Here is a 22,307-nt window from a genome sequence, read left to right as displayed (position 1 = left end):
TAATAGTATTTTTGCCGAAAACAATACAATTTTATGGCTTCAAAATTAATTGCACCTTCGGTATTAGCTGCGGATTTCGCTAACCTACAACGTGATGTAGAAATGATCAATAACAGCGATGCTGATTGGTTTCATATTGATATTATGGATGGAGTATTTGTTCCTAATATCTCTTTTGGGATGCCAGTATTAAGAGATATTGCAAAACATGCTACAAAAACTATCGATGTACATTTAATGATCGTAGATCCTGATAGATACATAAAGACTTTTGCTGATTTAGGAAGTAATATCCTTACCGTTCACTATGAAGCTTGCACGCATCTTCATAGAACCTTACAAGCCATAAAAGCTGAAGGTATGAAAGCAGGTGTTGCTTTAAACCCGCATACCAATGTAAGTTTACTTGAAGACACTATTAATGATATTGATTTGGTATGTATAATGAGTGTAAATCCTGGTTTCGGTGGTCAGTCTTTTATCGAAAACACTTATAAAAAGGTACAACAACTTAAAGAAATCATTGAACGCAATAACGCCTCTACGATAATTGAAATTGATGGAGGAGTTACTAACAAGAATGCCAAACAATTAGTTGATGCAGGAGCAGATGTTTTGGTAGCAGGAAGTTATGTTTTTAAAAGTGAGAACCCAATCCAAACCATAAAAGGACTAAAAGAGATGATTTCTTAATGAAACATATCGATCTCATAATAATTGGCGGAGGACCTATAGGTATTGCTTGCGGCTTGGAAGCTAAAAAAAAAGGAATAGAATATCTTATTATTGAAAAGGGTCCTATAGTAAACTCTCTTTTTAATTACCCCATAAATATGCAGTTCTTCTCTTCTTCAGAAAAACTGGAGATCGATGAAATTCCATTTATTAGTAATGAGGCAAAACCTAAAAGGAATGAGGCGCTCGAGTATTATCGTAGAATTGTCACTTCTAATGATTTAAATATTCATCTTTTTGAAAAAGTAATTGCTGCTAAGAAAGAAGAAAACACTTTTTTTGTACAAACAGAAAAACACGATTATACAGCATCACATATTATCGTTGCTACAGGATTTTATGACATCCCAAATACCATAAATGTTCCTGGAGAAACGTTATCAAAAGTATCGCATTACTATAAAGACCCCCATTTTTTTGCCAAACAAAAACTAGCTGTTATTGGAGCCAGTAACTCATCTGTTGATGCTGCACTAGAGTGCTATAGAAAAGGAGCAGATGTAACCATGATTATTAGATCTTCAGAAATAGGAAAGAGAGTAAAATATTGGGTAAGACCGGATATCGAAAATAGAATCTCTGAAGGCAGTATCAAAGCATATTATAATGCTACTGTAAAAGAAATACAGTCTCATCAAATTATAATAAATACACCTAATGGCGAAGTTACTATAGAAAACGATTATGTACTAGCCTTAACAGGATATACTCCTAATTTTGATTTTCTAAAAAAAATTGGGATTCAGTTATCTGATGATGAAAAAAAGCACCCAAAATATGATGAAGATACGATGGAATCAAATATTAGTAATTTATACTTAGCAGGTGTAATTTGCGGTGGTATGGATACTCATATATGGTTTATAGAAAATTCCAGAATACACGCAAAAACAATTATTAAACATATCATTTCTAAAAAATAAGATGTTTAGTAAAGATCCGATAGCTACTTTTAAAAAACGATCTGAAAAATGGTATAGAGATCTTCAAAATTACGATCAGGAAAGTTTGTATCATAAACCCTCTTCTAACCAATGGTCTCTTGCTGAATTATATGATCATATTATTCGTGTTGCTAAAACGTACCAACTTCCCAATTTTCACAAGTGCACCGAAAATGACACTAAAAAGGGAAAATCTAAAAACAGTATAGCATACTTAATATTCAATCTGAACATTGTTCCATCACGTTCTATCAAAATGGAGTCTTTTCCACCTAAAATTGTGTCCAATTTTACTCCAGAAATAGTAGAAAGAAGTCTGCTAGAAAACAACTTCAAAGAATTTATATTAGAAATCTTATCTAACGAGGTATTAATTAAGCAATGTGATAAGGCAATAAGGCACAACCATCCATTCTTTGGGATGATTAATGCAGTAGAATGGTTTTCTCTAATCGAAATACATATGAGGCACCACGAACGTCAAAAGAAACGCTTAGAAGCGGTAAATAATTAGATACAGCAAAGGCTATCATATTAAGACAGCCTTTTGTGTTTTTTTTTATATTTATGACACCCTATTCAGGTAATTTTTTTAATCATTAGATAAAATACTAAGTATATACCAAAACAGTAGCATTAGAGAAGCAAACAACCCTAAAGAAGCACCTACATATTGATCCTCTGAATATTTATGAACCATATTGGATGTTTGATATAATATAGAACCAGAAGCCAAAACTACCATTCCCACACTAAACCACAATCCTAAATTAAATCCAAATAATAATCCGGCGGCAATTAGACCTAATGCAATAAAAAAACCAATCGTTAGCATTGACTTAAGAAAAGAGAAATCTTTCTTAGTTAATAAAACCACTCCCGATAATCCTGTAAACAAAGCCAATGTCAATATAGCAGCTTGATTCAGAATATTAGCTCCTCCACTCTCTGCAATCATCATTGCAATTCCTATCAAAGGAATAAAAATAAAAGCCTCAGCTACAACGTATAAAAGAAGTCCTAAATACTGCTTATTAATATCATGGGTTTTATGTGCCATTTTCTCTGCATAATTTGTTATAAACATAAAACCTCCCAACATGATTAACCATCTCCATCCTTGCGTCATCGAAAATGCGAAATTAACTAAAGGTTCAATCTGAAAAAACACCCATTCCACAATCACAAATAGCAACACTGCCATTGCCAAATGAGTATACGTTTTTTTATAAAAAGCTACTCTTTTTTCATCAGTAAGTGAACTTACTACAGGTGCTACTTGCTGAAATTCTTCCATGTTATTTCTTTTATATTAAAATTGTTTAGTGCGATAAATATAGTTCTAATAATATTCTTATATCTTAAAATATTTAAAATTTAACATACGACTGACATATGTGTAAATATCAGGAAATTGTCCCTTAAGTTTTTCCGGAGATTCCATAAACACTTCTACTAACACCGCAATAAACTCGAACTTATCAGTAAAGGCATATTCCCTTAATATCTTGCTTTCAATTATCCTATTACGAAGCTCTACAGAAGACAAATGTTTTTCTAATTCTAAAAAGGTATCGTGAAATATTTCTGAACTAATATTGTTACTTTTTAGTGAACAATAATGAATAGCATGAGTAATTTCATGTATTCCTAGGTTTACTCCATCTTCCTGATGTAAGTTTCCGATACTAAAATGTTCCCAGGACAATACTAAAGCTTTTGATCTTGGATTGAACTCTCCATTATTTTCTGTTTTATTGAGGATAGAGTAATATGAAGAAGGGTATAAAATAATAGTTTCCACATATTCAAGCAAATAATTACGCATCCCGAAGGTCAACTGAATCACCATCATCGTGATTTGCATACGCTTATCATCATCAACTATAAGCCCCTCTCTACCAACAAATTTAGTCATCTCTAAAAATCGCACGACTCTATGCTCAAAATATCGTTTTCTTCTCTTATCTAATTGATTATATAACGTGTTTGTATTTAAAAAAGAAATTAAATAAATCGGCAATTTTTTAGGAGCTAAATAAAAATGCACAAAAAAAGGCTTCTTATGAATCTTTGCATAAACTGTTTCCAGATATCGAGACACATAATATAAGCATATGGAAACAATACCAATAGTTACTATGATTCCAAGAATTTTTGGAATCCCAGGTTCAGGTGTTTCCTGAAGGGATATTACGTATAAAAAATTAAGATTCAAACGGGTAAAGTAGGTTTATAAAGTTACAAAATAGTGGTTTTGAAATAAAAACCCTGTTAAATAAACTATTAAAACGCTAATCTTAGCTACATAGTATTAAAATTCGTTTAGGCTTATTTTTCCCAACACCTAATTCGAATAATTATTTTTTTTGAGAAAAGTCAGATTTCGGAAATCACACATAGTATTCTTTAAATCAAAAACTCACTAAAAAATGAGTTAAATTATCATCAGAACCTAGATTCAATTTTTTTCTTAGCTTATGTCTATTGACATCAACACTTTGCGGACTTATTCCTAATAAAGGTGCTATTTCTTTTGAGGATAAGTTCATTTTAAGATAGGCACATAACCTAAGATCTTTTGAAGTTAAATTTGGATATTTTTTTGATAATCTTTCATAAAATTCTTGATGAGACTTATCGAAATTTATTTTGAATAATTTACTCTCTTTATCTGTTATATAATATTCTACAAGCCTCTTTAAGTCCATATAATTACTCTCATGAGATCGTGAATTTGGAGAACCTTGGATTCTTACAATTTTATCTCTAATCTTTTTTAAGACTTTATTTTTATTCAGGTTTACGTAGGCTATCTGAGTCAGCTCTCTACTTTTTGCTTTTATTTCATCCTCTAGCTTAGAATTTTTGAGTTCAATAATTTTACGTTCCTGTTCTAATTTCTGCGCTTTATATTCTTCTTCCTGTTTATTTAATTTCTCTTCTTTTAATTTAAGTAATCGAATTTTCTGTTTCTTCATGTTGTAACGACTAATTGCAATTGCAATTAAGACTAACCCACCAAAAAACAATAAATACACCACATAAGCCAAAGGTGTTCTGTATAACGGTGGAGTTATAATAAAAGAGAAAGTAGATTCTTTTATGATTCCATCATATTTAGATCTTATATAAAATTTGTAATCTCCTTCATTCAGGTTATATAATGTACGCTCCGTAGAAGTTGTCCAATCACCCCATTCATCATCATTTACTTTAGATTGATATGTTACTCTTTTACCATATATAGGGAGAGAATACCTTATTTTAAGATCATTATCCTGGAAAGGTATTTTAGATTTTTCGGGATAGGACACTTTACTATTCACAGACACAAAATCCCGAATCAACACCTCATCTCTCAAGTTTTCTACAGATATCAAATTATCCCTTACATATACCGAAAAACCGCTATACATAGGAATAAGTTCATGGGTATTATCTAATGTGAAAGATTTTAAAACATCAGGAACTAATTGACCTTGTAGTTCTTGTAAGCTCATTAACTCTTTTTCATATTCTATAACGACGCTTTCATTATCCATATACCAGGTTTCATCTCCTTTCTCAATAATCCGTGGTGCGTATCCTTTTTCAACTCCTAATTCTTTTTTAACAAAAGAATTATTCTTCGAAACATATGTGTATGAATAAAAATTAGAAGTAATCACTATTTGTTTTCTTAACTTAGATAGTGATAAAACCGCTCCTTCAAAATCACTTAACGGAAAAAAAGCTTCTTTTATAAGTTTACTGTTCTTATGATCCAACCTGAATTTAAAAACACCTTCCGATCTTAATGCAAGCCATATATAATTATCCTCATCCACTTCCAGGTATCTAACCGATTTATTAAATCCCTTAAGTTGATATTCGTTCCAATCATTATCAACCTTTTGATATAATGAAACTCCATTATAATTAGGAGAGAGTATAAAATCTTTATCGTCATAGATAAATTCTCTAAAATCCCAAGCACCTTTGCTAGCACCCATTCTTTTTAGGGTTCTTCCGTTCAAAGTATATGCTCCAGTATCGTGTCCCACAAACACCACATCATTGATTGAAGCAATATTCCAGACTTGACCATTCAATAATTGTTCAAAACCTTCTTCTTTTTCATAAGATTTTTCATCTAAAAGATATAAACCTTGATTGGTACCTATATAACAAAAATCACCATTTCTTATAGCAGCATAGGTTGTTCCCAATTTACCGTAATAGTCATAAAAATACTTTAAAGAAGAATTCAATTTTATATAATCAACTCCATAATCCAAAGCTAACCATAGATTATGCTCATCATCCTGGAACATTGACAAAACCGTATTGTTTTGTAAACCTTTTAATTTATTAATATTATCAATTTTACCATTCGTAAGATCTAGTATATACAATCCATTAGAAACCGTTCCTAATGCAATCCTACCATCCTTAAGTTTTAAAAAAGAAAAAATCTGTGCTTTTTTCACCTCATCTGACAAGGGGAAATCTAATGGAATAACTTTACCATCATTAAATGTATACAATCCTTTTGTATCACTTATAAGAATTAAATCTTCTCCTACATTAGTAACTCCAATAATATTGGCATTTAATTCATCATTATCATATACGGGTACTAAACTTGTTCCTGACAATTTAAAAACGCCATATTCATGATCATTTACATAAAGGTCTTCATTTATTTTATAGCTCCATCTAAAACAACAAGGCGCTGGTATTTTAGTAATGATATTACCTTGATTGATATATAAATTACTCAACGTTTGGAAAACTATTTCATCATCCACTTCATGTATCCTCCAATACTCTTCTGCACCATCCGAAACACTTCTATCAACACGATTTAATAATGAAATTTCATAAGCATTATATCCTTCATTAATTAACAATCCAAAACGACCATCTGCACCAAAATAAATAGAGTCTTTATTCTTAACATATAAGCTTCTATTCGCCATAGCATTATTAGTAGCTACAGCATTCCATTCGCTTCCATCAAAAATTAAAATTCTATTTTCATTTGCTATATATATAACTCCATTTTCGTCTTGTTCAATATCCCAAGACTGTGCTCCAAATCCCATATTTTTGGTATCATAGTGAACAATTTCTGGTAAAATCTTATTTTCAATTGATTGTGAGAAAGAAAAGAAATGGAATAGAAGAAATAAAATAGAAATACGATTCATCAAATGCTTTCTTTAAGCTAAGGTAGCTTCTCAAATATACAGAAAAAAATCTTAACAATAATGATAAAATCATCCTTAAAAAGAATTCAATAAATTTCCTTAATTTTTAAGAATCTTTTCAAAAATAAAAATACCACTACAAATAATGGCATTTCGTCTCATAAAAACCTATTTTTATAACTACAATTATTAGTTGTCAAAAACAAATGAAAATATCATATACTACAGTCTTATTTTGTGCTTTTTTCACTTTACTTTTTTCAAGCTGCAATAAGTCAGAAAAAGCAAAGTTGTTTGTTCTAAAAAATGCGAACGAAACATCTATAAACTTCTCTAATACTTTAACAAATACATCAGAGTGGAATGCATTGAATTATCTCTACTTCTATATTGGAGCTGGAGTAACTAGTGCAGATTTCAATAATGATGGTTTAGCAGATCTATATTTTGTTGCCAATATGGAAAGTGATAAATTATATCTAAACAAAGGGAATCTGGAGTTTGATGATATAACCGAATCATCCGGAATAAATAATAACGATGGATGGTCTTCTGGAGTAACTAATGTAGATATTAACAATGATGGGTTGTTAGATATTTATGTTTCTAAGTTAGGAAAGCACAGGAACAAAAAAGGAAAAAACTTGTTATATGTAAATCAAGGAATTAACAAAAACGGAATTCCTACATTTAAAGAAGAAGCTAAAAAATATGGATTAGATATTGTTGGCTTTTCTAATCAAGCCGCTTTTTTAGATTATGATCTTGATGGAGATCTCGATCTATATGTTTTACACTATTCTGTATATCCCAAAAGAACATATGGAGATGCAAAAAAACGCCTCGTTAAAGATTCTCTTGCGGGTGATAAATTTTTTATAAATGACAATGGAGTTTATAAAGATGCAACTGCCCAATCAAATATTTTTAGCAGTATTATTGGGTATGGCCTTGGTGTTGCTGTAAGTGATATTAACAATGATGGTTATCCAGATATTTATGTTGGAAATGATTTTTTTGAAAATGATTATCTATATATAAATCAAAAAAATGGAACTTTTAAAGATATACTATCTCAAGACTTCAAAAAACTAGGTCATACTACTAATTTCTCTATGGGTAATGATATTGCAGATTTTAATAATGATGGTCGCATGGATATCCTTTCTCTTGACATGCTTTCTGATGGTTTACAAAGTTTGAAGACCACTGAAAGTGATATGAATTATCAAAATTTCAATCAATATTTGCGCAAAGGATATCACCCACAATTTATCAGAAACACTTTACAAGTAAATACCGGCAACCTTAACTTTAGTGACATTTCGTATCAAGCCGGAATATCCGGAACCGAATGGTCCTGGGCAGGATTGTTTGCGGATTTGGATAACGATGGTTTCAAAGATATTTATATAACCAATGGAATCTACGGAGCTACTAATGACAAAGATTTTGTAAGCTTTATTTCTAATGGTATTATCTCTAATCAGATTAGCACAAAAATGTCAGAAAATGATTTGAAATTAGTAGATAAACTTCCTAAAAAGCATACACCTAATTATTTATTTCGAAATAAAAATGGATTTGATTTTGAAGATATTACAGAAACTTGGTTTGAAAAAAAACGTTCTTTTAGTAATGGAGCTGTATATACTGATTTAGATAATGATGGAGATTTAGATTTAGTCACCAATAATGTGAATGAACCTGCTATGATTATGGAAAATAAAAGTAATGTGATATTACCAGATCATAATTATCTATCTATTCAGTTTGAGGGCAACAAAAATAATCGGTTTGGAATAGGAACCAAAGTTATTGCATACCTGAAAAATCAAACTATTACTCAAGAAAACTATCCGTCAAGAGGATATATTTCTGCAGTTTCTCCTAATATGCATATAGGTCTGGGAAAAGATAAAGAACTGGATTCTTTAACCATAATCTGGCCAAGAGGATCTTTTCAAACATTAAAAAATGTTACGGGAAACCAATTACTAAAGGTTAATGAAAAATCTTCTAAGAATAACTTCTACAACTCCTCCAACAGAAATGAAATAAAATCGCTCCTTACCAATACTTCTCTAAAAATCTCTTATCGTCATAATGACAATAATTACAACGAATTTAATAGAGAAATCCTCATCCCATATATGAATACAAACCAAGGACCCGAAATTACAGTTGGTGATATAAATAATGATGGTAGAGAAGATTTTTTCATCGGTGCTGCCAAAGGAAAACCAGCTCAATTATTCACACAGCAAAATGATGGTTCTTTTGTAACATTAGAAATTCCAGAAATAGACGAAACCTTGCAATCTGAGAATACGGATAATATATTTGTTGATACGGATAATGATAATGATCTAGATCTTATTATTGTCAATGGAGGAAATGAACTCGGGACATCTTCTGATTATCTTTCTGTTTATTACTTCAGGAACCAAAACGGATCATTTATTAAAGACAATTACAACTTCAAAAACCTATCGCTTAATGCCTCTGTTGTTAAATCATTTGACTTTGACAAAGATGGTGACCAGGATATTTTAATTGGTTCAAATAGTATTCCAGGAGCTTTTGGCATGAATCCTCAGAATTATCTCTTTGAAAACGATGGCTCAGGAAATTATACCGATGTTACACAAAAAATAGCTCCAGAATTCAGATCCATAGGTTTGGTTCAAGATGTAGTCTGTTCAGATATAAACAATGACGGAAAAACAGATATGATCGTAGCTGGATATTGGATGCCTATTCAGATATTCATTAACCAAAACAACACTTTCAGATTAGATGAAAAAAGTAATCTAAAAAATACACTTGGTTTTTGGAATTCAGTAAAAACTAATGACATTGATAATGATGGAGATATTGACATTATTGCCGGAAACTGGGGATTAAACACCAGACTAAGAGCTAGTCAAAAAGAACCTATAACTCTTATGCTCAATGATTTTGATGATAATGGAAAAATGGATCCTGTAATTACACATTTTTACAAAGGAACAGAAACGGTATTTAATAATAAAGATGAACTTAGTAAACAAATGCCTATTATTAATAAAAGACATTTATCATATGCTAAGTTTGCAAAAGCTAGCTTCTCGGAGTATCTACCTCAACAAAAAATCAATACTGCTATCAAAAAAAGAGTAACTGAACTACAAAGTTGTTATTTCATAAATAATGGCGATGGTACTTTTGAAAAGAAATTTCTCCCAAAAGAAGCACAAATCTCCTGTGTCAACACAATGTATATAGATGATTTTAACAATGATAATTATAGCGACATTCTCTTATCCGGAAATAATTACGAATTAAACACACAACTATCTAGATTAGATGCATTTCATGGAATGTTGTTATTGAATGACCAAAAAGGAAACTTCACAAAAGACAATGAGAGTCTATTTGAAATTCAAGGTCCTGCCCGAGATATTGAAAAAATCAGTATTAAAAACCAACAACACTACTTAGTAAGTATCAATAATGATAGTATTTGCGTACTAAGAAAAGGTTCTCAAAAATAGTTTCAATGAATAAGACGGTAGTCGAATTTCATTAAAATTGAGGTTAGAAAGAAAGATCTATTCACTTGGAATACGCATACACAAAACTTAATCAAAGTAATGTTATTATAAATAAAAATGCTGAAGACATGTACATCTTCAGCATTTAAAAAAACAACTAACTTAATTTAGTAAAACTCCTTTTCTGTTTATTGGTATACTCTTACATAGTCTACTTCCATAGTAGCCTCTGTAAAATCGGCACTAACAGCACCACCAAAATCTCCTCCCATTGCTACATTTAGAATAAAGAAAAAATCATCTCTAAATGGCAATCCGTCGGTAATAGTAAACGTATTAAACTCTACACCATCTATCTTAAATACTATTTTATCAGTATCCCACTCAGCTCTAAAAATATGGAAACCACTATCCAAACCCTCTACATCCAAAAATCTTGATGTAGTATTATCAGCTCCTGTGTTCCCTGGAAAAAATACATTAGAATATGTACGAATAGGATTGCGCCCTACATATTCCATAATGTCAATTTCTCCACAAGTAGGCCATCCCACTTGATCAATATTAGCTCCTAGCATCCAAAATGCAGGCCAAGTACCTTGTCCTAAAGCTAATTTGATTCTAGCTTCCATGGTTCCAAACCTAAACTCACGCTTACCTTGTGTTTTTATTCTTGCAGAGGTATAGGCATTACCACCAAAATCTTCTGCTTTTGCGGTTATTTTTAACAACCCATCTTCTACTACAAGGTTATCACTTCTATCGGTATAGTTTTGTAATTCATTATTCACACCCAGATCACCAGTTTCATAAACCCAATTAGCGGTATTTAAATCTGCTCCGTCAAACTCATCAGACCAAACTAAAGATTGACCAGGAAGTGGTCCAGAAATTATAAGATCTCCATCCGTAGTGTCTTCTTGTTTCAGAATATTAATACTTTTAGTGCTTTTAGAGATTCCTCCTGACACACCGATTGCCTCAACTCTGATTTCATTTTCATTAACACCAATAGCTTCAAAAGTATGTGTATACGCACCATCTAATGTTGATGCTCTTTTCGTGTCGTTAATATAAAAATCATATTTTACAGCACCTGATGCTGTTGCTGTAATATTAACCATTCCAGATCCATTACCATTAGGCATAGCAGCAGTCTGCCCCACTATATCAATAGAAACAGATAAACTATTTGGTCTATCCGCCTGAAAGACTTCATTATCTCCACTACATGACATTAAAGAGAATGATATCAAGGCAAGTGTATATTTTATAATTTTTTTCATAATTATTTCTTTTTTTTTAGCAATTGGTATTAATTAGGTAATACGACCCCACAATCTGTAGCATCCTCTACAGCTCTGAATCTCAAATACCAGGAGTTATCTCTAGCTTCTTCATCATCAAAGAAAAATATCCTTAATGAAACTGTATTACAATCGATAGCAAGTATCTCATATTTACGAGTTGCATTACCAATATAAAGCCCCATAAAACCATCACCTCCAAGTTCTATAGCTTTATCTGTAGTGAACTCTGGTAACAGTTCTGAATTAGCATTAGTAATTGCTACCGAAACAGCAGGTGGAGCGGCATCAATACATTCTGCAGTATTACTACCTCCAGGAATCCCTGGTGTATAATCATCGTGATACCAAGTATCTCCCATATTATCTGTAGACATAGATAATGTAAAATTATTAAGATCAAAGCTAAATGTCAGTTCATCATTAAATAAACAATCTTCATTAAAATCAGCTGAAGTTGGAGCCCACCAATATACCAAATCACCATCGTTCTGTGGAAGGTTTGTACCTCCTGGTCCTACTCCATAAAAACCGGGTTCATCACCTGCATCAAGTTTCCATGTTTTAGAAGAATCGACTGTTGTGCTTCCTGATAATAATGCAAAAATTGTTTTGGTAGTTTCATCGAGATCTGTAAAAACAGTAACTTCTCCCGAGGTTGACGTAGTTGTACCACCTATACCAACTGCTACAATAGTATAATTATATGTATTAAATCCTGGTGCTGCATAGTTGATTGTTACTTTTGAATCTCCGTCAAACTTAAAAGATTGAGAACTTCCATTACCCGGATATATAATATAAGTTATTATATCTTCTCCTTGTAGATCAAATAATACATTTCCAGTACCATAATCCGCATCTCCTTGATTCGGGACACTTGCTGTTACAGAGCTAATTGTGGGAGCATTTACACTACCAAATTCAAACTCTTCTTCCTGACAACCACATAATATCATAAGGAAAGAAAGAACACTTATCCTGTATATCGTTTTAAAACTTTTCATATTCATATGTTGCATTAAATTATTGTCTAATGTTATCGAAATAGAACACTTCTCCCATTCCGGCAGTTCCAAAATCGAAAAACAAATCTACTTGTGTATACGCTATTGAACTATTGAAACCAGGTGCGCTACTTAGATCAAAGGTTAGTGTATGCCATGTATTAGCTTGTGTCGCCATCACCGAAATTTCTGCAGCATCACCGGTTCCATTTTCTACTTTAAATAATATTGGAATTCCAGCTCTCGGCACCCATACATCCACACTAATCATAGTAGAAGAAGTGAAATCTATAGAATATCCTTCTCTTAATGGAATAGCCACTCCAGACCAAACTTCGGAGCCTGCCGGTTTATTTAATGTAGCAACTCTTGTAGAAGTATTTATTCCTGATATATCTGGATTATCGATTACCTGACCGACTGCATCTTCTGTTGCTGTACCTCCAAATCCAAACAAATTAAAAGTACCTGCACTACTTTCAAAATCTATTGGCAATATAGGCAGCACCTCATCTAATGTTTGTTCTCCCTGAATAATATTATCAATGTAATATGTTACATCTCCTCCATCAGCACCAAAATTTGGAAACACTACCATGTTATTAGCCGCGTTACTAGCGAACTGTGCTGCATAATCTGTTGTAGAAAAATCGTATGTTAACACTTCCCACGCATTTGTGGTAGTAGTTAACACATCCACCTCTACCGCTGAACTAGGATCTGCAAGACTCTCAAACTTAAGTTTAAAAGGCGTTCCTGCGCTAGGAGACCATACTTTCATACTAAAAGTAGTACCTGATCCAAAATTAATACCATTGGATAAACTAATAGCTGCACCTGCCCATACTTCGCTTGGACTACCATCAATCCATTGCACAGCTTTAGGACTTAGATTCCCGAAAACATCTGGATTATCAACAATAGTCACTGTTTGATTCCCTCCGAATGTATTAAACGTGTACGTCTCATCTGGATCATCAAAAGTAATCTCCAATTCTTGAGGAGCTAACACCTCAATAGTTCCCATATCCTGAGTTACAGCGGCTCCTCCGCTATATGCTATAATAGTGATTGGATATTCCCCTTCTGCTTGATACGTATGAGAAACAATATCTCCAGGAGAAATTTGCACAAATTCACCTGTAAACTCTCCAAAATACACTTCGATATACGTAGCAAAATCTGCATCAGCCTGAACCGAATATGTTAGGAAATTATTGGGATCAGGAATCACCTGAAATGTTAAATTTTCTGGTGCTTTAAAAGATACATCTATACTCTCTTTATACTCGGTGATTTGACCAATAGCATTATATGCTAAAACTGTAACCTCATAAGTTCCTTCTGCGTATGTATGCTGTGCACTTTCCCCGTTTGTCAAGAATACAGAATTTGTATTCTCATCTCCAAAAAACAATTCAAATGACAACACATTCGTTCCTAAAGGTCTTATGGTTACATCTCCAGAATTGTCATCTGAAATACTAAATAGTACATCAGAAACAGAAGCCTCTTCAGCATCTCCTATAAATGCAGTACTACTATCATCTTGTTGGCAGCCCAAAAACACTACTAAAAATGTTATCATCACTGCTATTTTTACTTTTTTCATCAGTTATTATTTCTTGAGTTATCAATTACCATCCTTCGTTTTGTATCCAATTTCCTTTTGCAAATTCTATTTCATCCTGAGGAATAGGAAATAACATATGTTTCGCCTGAAATGTCCCTGCACCATAAATTGCATCAATAACTTGCTGAGCTTTTCCTGTTCTTAAAAGATCATAATACCTATGTCCTTCTCCAGCAAATTCTAACCTACGTTCTAGTTGAATCCTATCTTCCATTGATTGCCCTGACACAGATAAATCCACAACTCCTGTTCCGTGTGCTCTATCTACAACTTGTCTTAAATAACTTCTAGCAATATTATCTTCTCCCTTTTTATTATGAGCTTCTGCCAACATTAACAAAACATCTGCATATCTCAGATATCTATAATTATGAGAAGATCGACTAAACTCATTTTCACTTTCATAATCTACCGTTTTGGTAATAATTTTCTCAAAATAAAACCCTACATCGGTACTACATCCTTTTACCACTCCACCAAACTCAGTCTCCAATGCAGCTTCATCTGCAAAACCAGTAAATTCGAAAATATCTAATATTGTTGCTGCTTTTCTACTGTCTGTGGATTCGTATTTATCTACTAAATCTGCTTGTGGTAAATTAAAGCTATATCCTCCTGCATAGGTAGCATCTCTATATCTAGGACCAGAAAACCAGGCTCCTATATTTCCTTCTTCATCCAAGAAAGAAAAATCTCCCCAATTACCTACTTTAGCACTGGAAAACTGAATTTCAAAAACTGATTCAGGTCCGTTTTCTCCTGATGGTTGAAATACATCTGAATAGTTTGGAACTAAAGAATATCCCAGAGAGGTTACCTGCTCTAAATAGCGTATTGCATTGTCCCAATCATTCTGATATAAATATACTTTACCCAACAATGCTAAAGCAGCTCCTCTGGTAGCTCTACCGGCCTGTTCCTGAGTCGTAGGCAGATTAGGGATGGCTTGTTTTAACCAGTCTTCTATTCTACCATAAGTCTCTTCTACTGGTAATCTTGGAAATTTCTCAGCATCTCCTACCACAAAGGCAGAATCTTTAAAAGGAAGCCCACCAAAATTTCTGGCTAATTCAAAATAATAAAAGGCTTTTAGGAAAACAACCTCTGCAATCATCCCACTTTTACCATCAAACTCAATTCTGTCTGCATTATCCAAAAAGAAATCACATCTATATACTCCTGCAAAAAAAGAATCCCATCGATCTCCTATTGATGTATTAGAGGGTGTATGACTAAAACGTTCTAACTCTTGATATTGAGGCTGATCGGTACATCCAATTTCTCCAGCTATTAAGGAATTATCAGACATAAACTCTCCTACAAATTGAGTCTGCCATGTAGCTTGTAGTAAATCATATGCTCCAATCAATGCTTCAAAATAATCCTGCTCTGTCTGAAAGAATTCATCGATCCCTACTTCAAACTCTGGTTCTATATTGGTAAAATCATCACTACAGGATAATGATACCATGAAAAAAGACAAGCATACGCTTAATTTTCTCCAGTGATCTGTAAATTTAATCATAGCTTTTTTTTTAAAATTTTACGTTTAATCCTAATGTCATAGTTCGAACAGATGGATAAAACCCGTTATCCACACCTCTTGATATAACATCACCTCCAAGTGCAGCAGGATCATATCCCTTATATTCAGTAAAAGTGTATACATTATTCACTGTTCCATATACTCTAACTTTTTCTATTCTAAGTTTATCTAATACATCGGATGGTAAATTATAGCCTAATTGCACATTATTAATCCTGAAATAAGAAGCATCTTCTACATAAAAACTAGACAACACTCCATTATTATTAGCCTCTGTAGTTACTCTGGGGATGGTATTACTAGAACCAGGTCCAGTCCATCTACCAAGTACATAATCCAATTGATTTACTGCTGGATTATCTCGCTCATAAGATCGTAACAACTCATTACCAACGGAAGCATAGGTATAAACACCAAGGTCAAACCCTTTATATTCCAATGTTAAATTTATACCAAGTGTAAAATCAGGAAGCGGATCTCCGATATAGGTTCTATCATCCTCAGTAATTTCTCCATCATTATTAATATCTACAAATTTCAGATCTCCAGGAGCAACTGGGGCTCCAAGATTATATAATGCATGATTATCAATTTCTGCTTGTGTCTGAAAAATACCATCTGTTTGATATCCATAAAAAGATCCAATTGGCAGACCTTCTTGGAATCTCGTAGAAGCCTGATCTAATCTAAAACCTCTTCTTTCTATAAAACCTCCTTGATTTACTTTAGTAACCTCATTATCAATAGTAGTAAAATTACCTCCTATCGTAAGCTCTAAATTTTTACTAATCTGCTTATTATAATTAATAGAAAATTCGAATCCCTTATTAACTACTGTTCCTGCATTTTGAACAGGGAACGAAGAACCTGGAGCTGAACCTCCGGATAGTCCTGTATCATCTAATCCATCTACTAGCAGATCTTCTGTAGTTTTGTCAAAATAATCTGCTACGATACTTACCTTATTGTCAAACAATTCCAAATCAACACCTACATCAAATAGTTTTGCTTCTTCCCATTTAAGGTTTGGATTAGGCAAACGTCCTGGTGCCACTCCAAAAATCACTTGATTTCCACCTCCAATAGCGTAATCCGAAGTAGCATTTATATTAGACCTGAAAGCTCCTGAAATTTGACTTAAAGCAGCATCATTTCCTACAATACCATAACTACCTCTTAATTTCAAAAAGTTTACTGTATTACTATCGTTCAAAAACTCTTCCTCGGAAACTATCCATCCTGCGGTAAAAGAAGGGAAGAAACCTGTATTAAATTCTGGCCCGAACGATGAAGATTTATCAATTCTATATAGAGCTGATAATAAATATTTTCCCTTAAAGTCATATTGCAGTCTTCCAAAGAAAGCAGATTTTGTGTTTTCATATTCATACTTACCATTAAAGTTATTAGGATTAGGTCTCTCGTCAGGATCCAAGGATGGTGAAAAAGGTGTTCCATTAGCTACGGTTGCAAATTCCCAAGAGTTAAATGGCACATCAAATGCTGAAGCCGAAATTCCATATCCCCAAAACCTTTGTGCTGTTGTTCCTAAGGTCAATGTTACTTGATGATTTTCTACAAAAGTTTTATTGTAGGTTGCCACAAAATCAAATACGTAATTATTATTTACCCGAAATTGCTCTGAGACTGTATTTTCTTCGTCTGCAACATTGGCACTTTTAGAAGGCCCATAAAAAAACGAAGGTGTAAACTGTCTAGCCTTATCACTTTGATTGGTTATATTAAAACGTGGTTTTAATCTTAAATTTGGAAAAATTTTATAATCTAAAGCGATGTTACCCGAAACTCTGGATTGATCAAAATCATTGTATGAATTTTGAAGCTGAGTTACTGGATTATAAACCTCATTAGAACTATCAGAAGAACCAAGAGTAAGCACACCATTTTCATCTCTAACTGCTAAATAAGGTTCATTATTTAGAGCATTAAAAGTTACCGATCCTAAACCATTTGCAAATACACCTTTGTTATTAGTATGTAAGTAATTTACATCCGTGGACAATTTTAATGCTGGAGATAAATCAACATTAAGTTTTAACCTCACATTATCTCTTATGTATTTGGCTTTCTTTCCGCCTATAGCACCTTCTTGATCTAGATGAGCTCCACTTAATAAATAAGAGTATTTATCTCCTCCACCGGTAACCTGAAGTGAATGGTTAGTAATTGGAGCTTCGGTAAATATTTCTTCTTGCCAATCAGTACCTCTTCCTAATGAAGCTATATTCGCAAATCGAATAGCACCTCCTCCATTAATAAATTTTTCATTCTGTATCAATCCATACTCCGTGGCATTTAATACATTTATCTTTTTAGATACATTTTGGAAGCCCGTATATGTGCTGTAAGAAAAGCTAGCTTTTTTGTTTTTCTTTCCTGATTTAGTAGTAATCAATATAACTCCATTACCTGCAGAAACTCCATATATAGCTGCTTGCGCATCCTTAAGAACTGTAAAAGTTTCTATATCGTCTGGATTAATATTATCAAAATCTGACAATCCTCCATCAATAAAAACTTGTGGTTCATTATTCACATTAGAAGAAACCCCTCTAATAGCTATATTAAAAGCCGCTCCAGGATTACCTCCTTGTTGGGTAACTTGTACACCAGCTGTTGTCCCTCTTAAACCCTCAATAGCTTTTTGAGGTTGCAATTGATCAAGAACTTCTGCTTTTACAGTAGCTACAGCTCCTGTAACTTCTTTTTTTCGTTGTGTACCATAACCAATTACAACTACGGACTCTAATTCTGCAACATCTTCTTCTAATTGGATATCCAAAACCGTAGTATCTCCCACTACAATAATAATAGTTTTGAATCCTACTGAACTAAACTCCAATGTCTCCCCTTTCTCTGCTATTAATGAGAAAAGCCCATCAAAATCAGAAGTAGCTCCCGAATTGTTACTTTTATTAATTATATTAACAAAAGGTAATGGTTCACCAGAATTCGAATTAACAGTTTTCCCCGTTACTGTGTTTTCTTGAGCAACACATAACTGTGTTGTGATAATAAATAGATATAATAATATATTCCTCATTAGGTGTAAAATATTAGCTGAAAAACAAATGAATATTTAACTGTTTTTTCACATTTATTTTACCAAAACTACAATAAAACCAACCTAATATTAGCAATACAGCAATCTTAACATTACATATACAACGAGGATATTCTTCTTAATTTTCTTAAACTTAAAAAATTATTAAAAACTTGAAAATCAAATAATTAAAATAAAAAAAACACAAGCTATTTCCTTAATCACAAACCTAAACTTCGCTTTTACATATTATAGATTTTTTCAATACAGATAACTACATAACTGTTAATATTTCATGAAGAATATCATCAAAACTGAATGGAGATAAAAAGTATATTAGAATATTATCATTGGAGTTATTACATCTTCCTAATATTCATTAATATCATGTTGGGCTATGAAAAATTAATTTTCCTGAAGTTTTTCCACAGATATTCCTATTTCTTGGATTGCTTTAAAACCGCCTGCAATATCCACCAAATTATGAATTCCTCTACTTTTTAAAATAGAAGCAGCAATTACGGAACGATATCCGCCAGCACAATGAATATAAAAAGTTTTATCTTTTGGAAATTGAGCAAAATGTTTATTAATGAAATCAAGTGGAGTATTATCAGCATCTTTAACATGTGCAGTAGAAAACTCTGAAGGTTTTCTTACATCAAAAACCGGAACATTATCAGAAAGTTTCTATTTAAAAACATCCGCAGAAATAGAATCTAAAGTATCTATTTCTTTACCAGCCTTTTGCCAAGTATCAAAACCTCCTTTTAGACACCCTAAAATATTATCAAATCCTACTCTGGAAAGTCTGGTGATAGTTTCTTCTTCTCTTAGGTGTAATCAATAATATAGATTGTTTTACATCTCCTATTAATGGACCTACCCAAGGTGCAAAACCACCATCTAAACCAATAAAAATAGATCTCGGTATATGTCCACTTACGAAATCCACATGAAAATGAGTTTCGAAAATATATTTTATACTTGCATTATTCTCTTTTGACTTTTCAATATAAGGTTTTATCTCTCTAATCGGATCTATAATAGCTACCTCTCCTTTACTTTCTATATAATATGCTCCCTGTGAAAGACAACCTGTATACATTAGTTCAATTCTCATTTTTCCTTGAAATAAATATCAAATAATTTCTCAAAGACATGATTAATTAAAAATACCGCAACCTATAGCAGTTTTATTTAAATCAAAAAACAGAGACACTTATGAACGATGACACCTTTTTGTATCTAATCTGAAGTGATATTTATCATAAATTATGATCATAATACGTCATACTTTTATGTATATATAACTAGAAATATGCTTGACAGATACTTACCAATATTTATCATCCTTGCGATTCTTTCAGAAATATTAGGAACAGTAGGTGGGTTTGGATCTTCTGTATTCTTTGTTCCTGTAGCAAATTTCTTTTTAGATTTTCAATCAGTGTTGGGGCTCACAGCATTATTTCATCTTTCCAGTAACGTAACCAAAATTGCCTTGTTTAAAAAAGGATTGGATAAAAAACTAGTTCTCACATTAGGAGTTCCAGCGGTATTATTTGTTTCTGTTGGTGCTTATTTAAGTAAATATCTGGATCCGCAAATCTTGACTTGGTTTTTAGGTTTTTTTCTTATTGGTCTGAGTCTTATATTCTTAATTTTCAAGCAACTTAAAGTAAAATCAACCACAAAAAATGCTATAATCGGAGGCTCATTATCCGGGCTAAGTGCTGGAGTTTTGGGTACAGGTGGAGCCATAAGAGGTATTACCATGGCAGCTTTTAAAATGAATAAAGATAAATTTATTGCTACCTCTGCGATCATCGACTTAGGAGTAGATTTTAGTAGAACTATTGTCTACTATTTTAATGGTTATATGAAACAGGAAATTTTGTACTTAGTTCCTTTTTTAATTGTGGTAAGCATTCTTGGCACTTGGATTGGGAAGAAAATACTAAATAAAATATCTCAAGAGCAATTTAGAAAATTTGTATTATTTCTTATTCTGGCAATTGGGATTGCTAGTATCATTGCTAATTTATGATGGTAAGAGTTTCGGAAGATATTCTAAGGCTTTCTTGTCTCTTTTCTCAAAATATTCACTGGCATATTCAGGTAACCAATAGTTATCTATAAAATTGATGAATACAGACAATAAATGATTACTATATTGTTTTACTTCTACCTCTTTTCCGTTAGGAAGTCTGTGTAAATACGTTTTGTACTCACGATTATACTGAGGAAACTTTTCTTCCAGATATTTATCAAAGTAAAGTGCTACACTTATATCGGGTCTCATCTCTTTGCCATCTAATGCATAACTAGGTAAAATATATCCTTCCTGCTCAAAACGTCCGTATAAACGTATAAAAAGTTCGCTCAAAACGGAAAAATAGCCCGGTGAAACTCGATCCCAATTATCATTAAACCTAATTACAAAATTGGGAATTTCTAAACGTTTTGTATTATAATATCCCCTAACCCTAATCAAAGGCAACACTTGATTAGTAACCCATTTCCTGAATTTTTTCGCCTTTCTGGTATTACTTCGGAAGATCAAAGCGTATAAACCACCTTCAGAAATTAAATTCGCATTCTCCTTTTTACCATCTTTATATATTTCTGTAGCAAAACGCTCTTCTGGATCCAAAGAGTTCCATACTTCATTTACATTTTCAAGTTCTAAAACAGCTGTAACATCTTCTGCAATAAACCATATTTGATTATCGATTTCTATAGATGTTAATTGTTGGAAATAATTAGCACTTTCTTTTTTGGTGATTTGTGTATCCATTGTTTCCATTTTTGACTAATAATATCAAGAAGCTCCTACATATTTAAGAAGTTCGTACACCAAAAAAGCTGGCCAAACAATAGCCTTAAGAATTCCTAACACTCCCATCCAAAAAGTAGTGGCATTACTTATATAATAGATTAATGCTCCAATAATTCCTAAACCATACACAGTGTTCGACGAGGCTTTTTTTTGTACTTTTTCTTTCATTTTGAAGGTGTTTTTATAATGCTAACTCTTTTGTATTCTTCCGATAGCGCAACTGACATAAGATCTTGCTTTTCTACCCAGATTATTTCCATCATCAACTAAAGGGTATCCAAGTCTGGTAAGTTCTTTTTGGACAGTTTCTACTCCATCATCAGTATCATAACTAAAGGAAACTGTACAGTCATTAATGTTGACAGATATATCTCTAACTCCTTTAAGATCGTGTAATTTTTTCGCTATTGTACTTTCACAGCCACTACACTTTAAATTTTGAATTTCTACAGTTGTATTCATAATTATATTTTAATAGCATAAAAATAAGAGTACAGA

General features: G+C 32.6%; 16 protein-coding genes and 1 pseudogene. 5 read left to right on the top strand and 12 right to left on the bottom strand.

The genetic code is table 11. The features are described from left to right. Positions 1 to 33 precede the first annotated feature (33 nt). From rpe to Q0975_RS23355, 3 genes are read left to right on the top strand one after another with little or no spacing between them, the layout of a single operon-like run. On the top strand, positions 34 to 693 hold the full coding sequence (gene rpe, locus Q0975_RS23365) for a ribulose-phosphate 3-epimerase (protein WP_299441512.1): 660 nt from the start codon (positions 34 to 36) through the stop codon (positions 691 to 693). Continuing rightward, positions 693 to 1,658, top strand: a complete 966-nt coding sequence (locus Q0975_RS23360) for a YpdA family putative bacillithiol disulfide reductase (RefSeq protein ID WP_299441509.1) — start codon at positions 693 to 695, stop codon at positions 1,656 to 1,658. Before rpe ends, Q0975_RS23360 begins: the two co-directional genes overlap by 1 nt. Position 1,659: 1 nt before the next feature. After that, the gene (locus tag Q0975_RS23355) at positions 1,660 to 2,193 is read left to right on the top strand and encodes a hypothetical protein (protein WP_299441506.1); all 534 of its coding nucleotides are present in this window, start codon (positions 1,660 to 1,662) and stop codon (positions 2,191 to 2,193) included. Between the two features lie 78 nt (positions 2,194 to 2,271). Here the strand turns inward: Q0975_RS23355 and Q0975_RS23350 are convergent, their stop codons facing one another. The 3 genes from Q0975_RS23350 to Q0975_RS23340 all read right to left on the bottom strand — a co-directional run bounded on the left by Q0975_RS23350 (position 2,272) and on the right by Q0975_RS23340 (position 6,874). Continuing rightward, entirely contained in the window at positions 2,272 to 2,976 is a 705-nt protein-coding gene (locus tag Q0975_RS23350; protein WP_299441503.1) for a Bax inhibitor-1 family protein, read from the bottom strand. 57 nt (positions 2,977 to 3,033) lie between these two features. Next, on the bottom strand, positions 3,034 to 3,897 hold the full coding sequence (locus Q0975_RS23345; RefSeq protein WP_299441500.1) for a zinc-dependent peptidase: 864 nt from the start codon (positions 3,895 to 3,897) through the stop codon (positions 3,034 to 3,036). Between the two features lie 196 nt (positions 3,898 to 4,093). Next, a complete protein-coding gene (locus Q0975_RS23340; protein WP_299441497.1) occupies positions 4,094 to 6,874 on the bottom strand; it encodes a LuxR C-terminal-related transcriptional regulator in 2,781 nt (926 codons plus the stop codon). A 206-nt stretch (positions 6,875 to 7,080) separates the two neighbouring features. Here Q0975_RS23340 and Q0975_RS23335 point away from each other — a divergent pair, with 206 nt between their 5' ends. Further along, positions 7,081 to 10,410 (top strand): VCBS repeat-containing protein, encoded by a 3,330-nt coding sequence (locus Q0975_RS23335; RefSeq protein ID WP_299441494.1) that lies wholly within the window; start codon positions 7,081 to 7,083, stop codon positions 10,408 to 10,410. Positions 10,411 to 10,598: 188 nt separating this feature from the next. On the opposite strand, the gene Q0975_RS23330 is transcribed toward Q0975_RS23335, so the two are convergent. The 6 genes and pseudogenes from Q0975_RS23330 to Q0975_RS23305 all read right to left on the bottom strand — a co-directional run bounded on the left by Q0975_RS23330 (position 10,599) and on the right by Q0975_RS23305 (position 20,090). After that, complete coding sequence (locus tag Q0975_RS23330) at positions 10,599 to 11,696, bottom strand: glycoside hydrolase family 16 protein (protein WP_299441491.1); 1,098 nt, start codon at positions 11,694 to 11,696, stop codon at positions 10,599 to 10,601. Positions 11,697 to 11,725: 29 nt separating this feature from the next. Next, positions 11,726 to 12,724 carry a hypothetical protein gene (locus Q0975_RS23325; protein ID WP_299441488.1) on the bottom strand — a complete coding sequence of 333 codons (999 nt, stop codon included), beginning with the start codon at positions 12,722 to 12,724 and terminating at the stop codon, positions 11,726 to 11,728. 19 nt (positions 12,725 to 12,743) lie between these two features. Next, complete coding sequence (locus Q0975_RS23320) at positions 12,744 to 14,336, bottom strand: hypothetical protein (protein ID WP_299441485.1); 1,593 nt, start codon at positions 14,334 to 14,336, stop codon at positions 12,744 to 12,746. A gap of 25 nt (positions 14,337 to 14,361) precedes the next feature. Continuing rightward, the gene (locus Q0975_RS23315) at positions 14,362 to 15,882 is read right to left on the bottom strand and encodes a RagB/SusD family nutrient uptake outer membrane protein (RefSeq protein WP_299441482.1); all 1,521 of its coding nucleotides are present in this window, start codon (positions 15,880 to 15,882) and stop codon (positions 14,362 to 14,364) included. A 10-nt stretch (positions 15,883 to 15,892) separates the two neighbouring features. Further along, entirely contained in the window at positions 15,893 to 18,967 is a 3,075-nt protein-coding gene (locus tag Q0975_RS23310; RefSeq protein ID WP_299441479.1) for a TonB-dependent receptor, read from the bottom strand. A 405-nt stretch (positions 18,968 to 19,372) separates the two neighbouring features. Beyond that, positions 19,373 to 20,090, bottom strand: a pseudogene (locus Q0975_RS23305) (rhodanese-like domain-containing protein). A gap of 198 nt (positions 20,091 to 20,288) precedes the next feature. On the opposite strand from Q0975_RS23305, the gene Q0975_RS23300 reads away from it, so the two are divergent. Beyond that, entirely contained in the window at positions 20,289 to 21,017 is a 729-nt protein-coding gene (locus Q0975_RS23300; RefSeq protein WP_299441476.1) for a sulfite exporter TauE/SafE family protein, read from the top strand. Here Q0975_RS23300 and Q0975_RS23295 read toward each other — a convergent pair. The 3 genes from Q0975_RS23295 to Q0975_RS23285 are packed head-to-tail and all read right to left on the bottom strand — an operon-like array spanning position 21,012 to position 22,271. Further along, positions 21,012 to 21,767: a Bro-N domain-containing protein gene (locus tag Q0975_RS23295; RefSeq protein WP_299441473.1), complete on the bottom strand. Its 756-nt coding sequence runs from the start codon at positions 21,765 to 21,767 to the stop codon at positions 21,012 to 21,014. The genes Q0975_RS23300 and Q0975_RS23295 overlap by 6 nt on opposite strands. A 24-nt stretch (positions 21,768 to 21,791) precedes the next feature. Continuing rightward, positions 21,792 to 21,977, bottom strand: a complete 186-nt coding sequence (locus tag Q0975_RS23290) for a hypothetical protein (protein WP_299441470.1) — start codon at positions 21,975 to 21,977, stop codon at positions 21,792 to 21,794. Positions 21,978 to 21,998: 21 nt separating this feature from the next. Continuing rightward, positions 21,999 to 22,271 (bottom strand): heavy metal-associated domain-containing protein, encoded by a 273-nt coding sequence (locus tag Q0975_RS23285; RefSeq protein ID WP_299441467.1) that lies wholly within the window; start codon positions 22,269 to 22,271, stop codon positions 21,999 to 22,001. Between the last annotated feature and the right edge of the window lie 36 nt (positions 22,272 to 22,307).

The organism is uncultured Aquimarina sp. (genome assembly GCF_947500065.1).
Lineage (GTDB): Bacteria > Bacteroidota > Bacteroidia > Flavobacteriales > Flavobacteriaceae > Aquimarina.
Note: the sequence above shows the minus strand (reverse complement) of the source record. Positions and strands in the feature narration are given on the sequence as shown.

Bases quoted from the DNA above. Each gene is read 5' to 3' on its own strand.
- Q0975_RS23315 (WP_299441482.1), bottom strand. From the start codon at position 15,882: ATGATTAAATTTACAGATCACTGGAGAAAATTAAGCGTATGCTTGTCT.
- Q0975_RS23355 (WP_299441506.1), top strand. From the start codon at position 1,660: ATGTTTAGTAAAGATCCGATAGCTACTTTTAAAAAACGATCTGAAAAA.
- Q0975_RS23320 (WP_299441485.1), bottom strand. From the start codon at position 14,336: ATGAAAAAAGTAAAAATAGCAGTGATGATAACATTTTTAGTAGTGTTT.
- Q0975_RS23295 (WP_299441473.1), bottom strand. From the start codon at position 21,767: ATGGATACACAAATCACCAAAAAAGAAAGTGCTAATTATTTCCAACAA.
- Q0975_RS23300 (WP_299441476.1), top strand. From the start codon at position 20,289: ATGCTTGACAGATACTTACCAATATTTATCATCCTTGCGATTCTTTCA.
- Q0975_RS23285 (WP_299441467.1), bottom strand. From the start codon at position 22,271: ATGAATACAACTGTAGAAATTCAAAATTTAAAGTGTAGTGGCTGTGAA.
- Q0975_RS23350 (WP_299441503.1), bottom strand. From the start codon at position 2,976: ATGGAAGAATTTCAGCAAGTAGCACCTGTAGTAAGTTCACTTACTGAT.
- Q0975_RS23335 (WP_299441494.1), top strand. From the start codon at position 7,081: ATGAAAATATCATATACTACAGTCTTATTTTGTGCTTTTTTCACTTTA.
- rpe (WP_299441512.1), top strand. From the start codon at position 34: ATGGCTTCAAAATTAATTGCACCTTCGGTATTAGCTGCGGATTTCGCT.
- Q0975_RS23330 (WP_299441491.1), bottom strand. From the start codon at position 11,696: ATGAAAAAAATTATAAAATATACACTTGCCTTGATATCATTCTCTTTA.
- Q0975_RS23325 (WP_299441488.1), bottom strand. From the start codon at position 12,724: ATGAAAAGTTTTAAAACGATATACAGGATAAGTGTTCTTTCTTTCCTT.
- Q0975_RS23340 (WP_299441497.1), bottom strand. From the start codon at position 6,874: ATGAATCGTATTTCTATTTTATTTCTTCTATTCCATTTCTTTTCTTTC.
- Q0975_RS23290 (WP_299441470.1), bottom strand. From the start codon at position 21,977: ATGAAAGAAAAAGTACAAAAAAAAGCCTCGTCGAACACTGTGTATGGT.
- Q0975_RS23360 (WP_299441509.1), top strand. From the start codon at position 693: ATGAAACATATCGATCTCATAATAATTGGCGGAGGACCTATAGGTATT.
- Q0975_RS23310 (WP_299441479.1), bottom strand. From the start codon at position 18,967: ATGAGGAATATATTATTATATCTATTTATTATCACAACACAGTTATGT.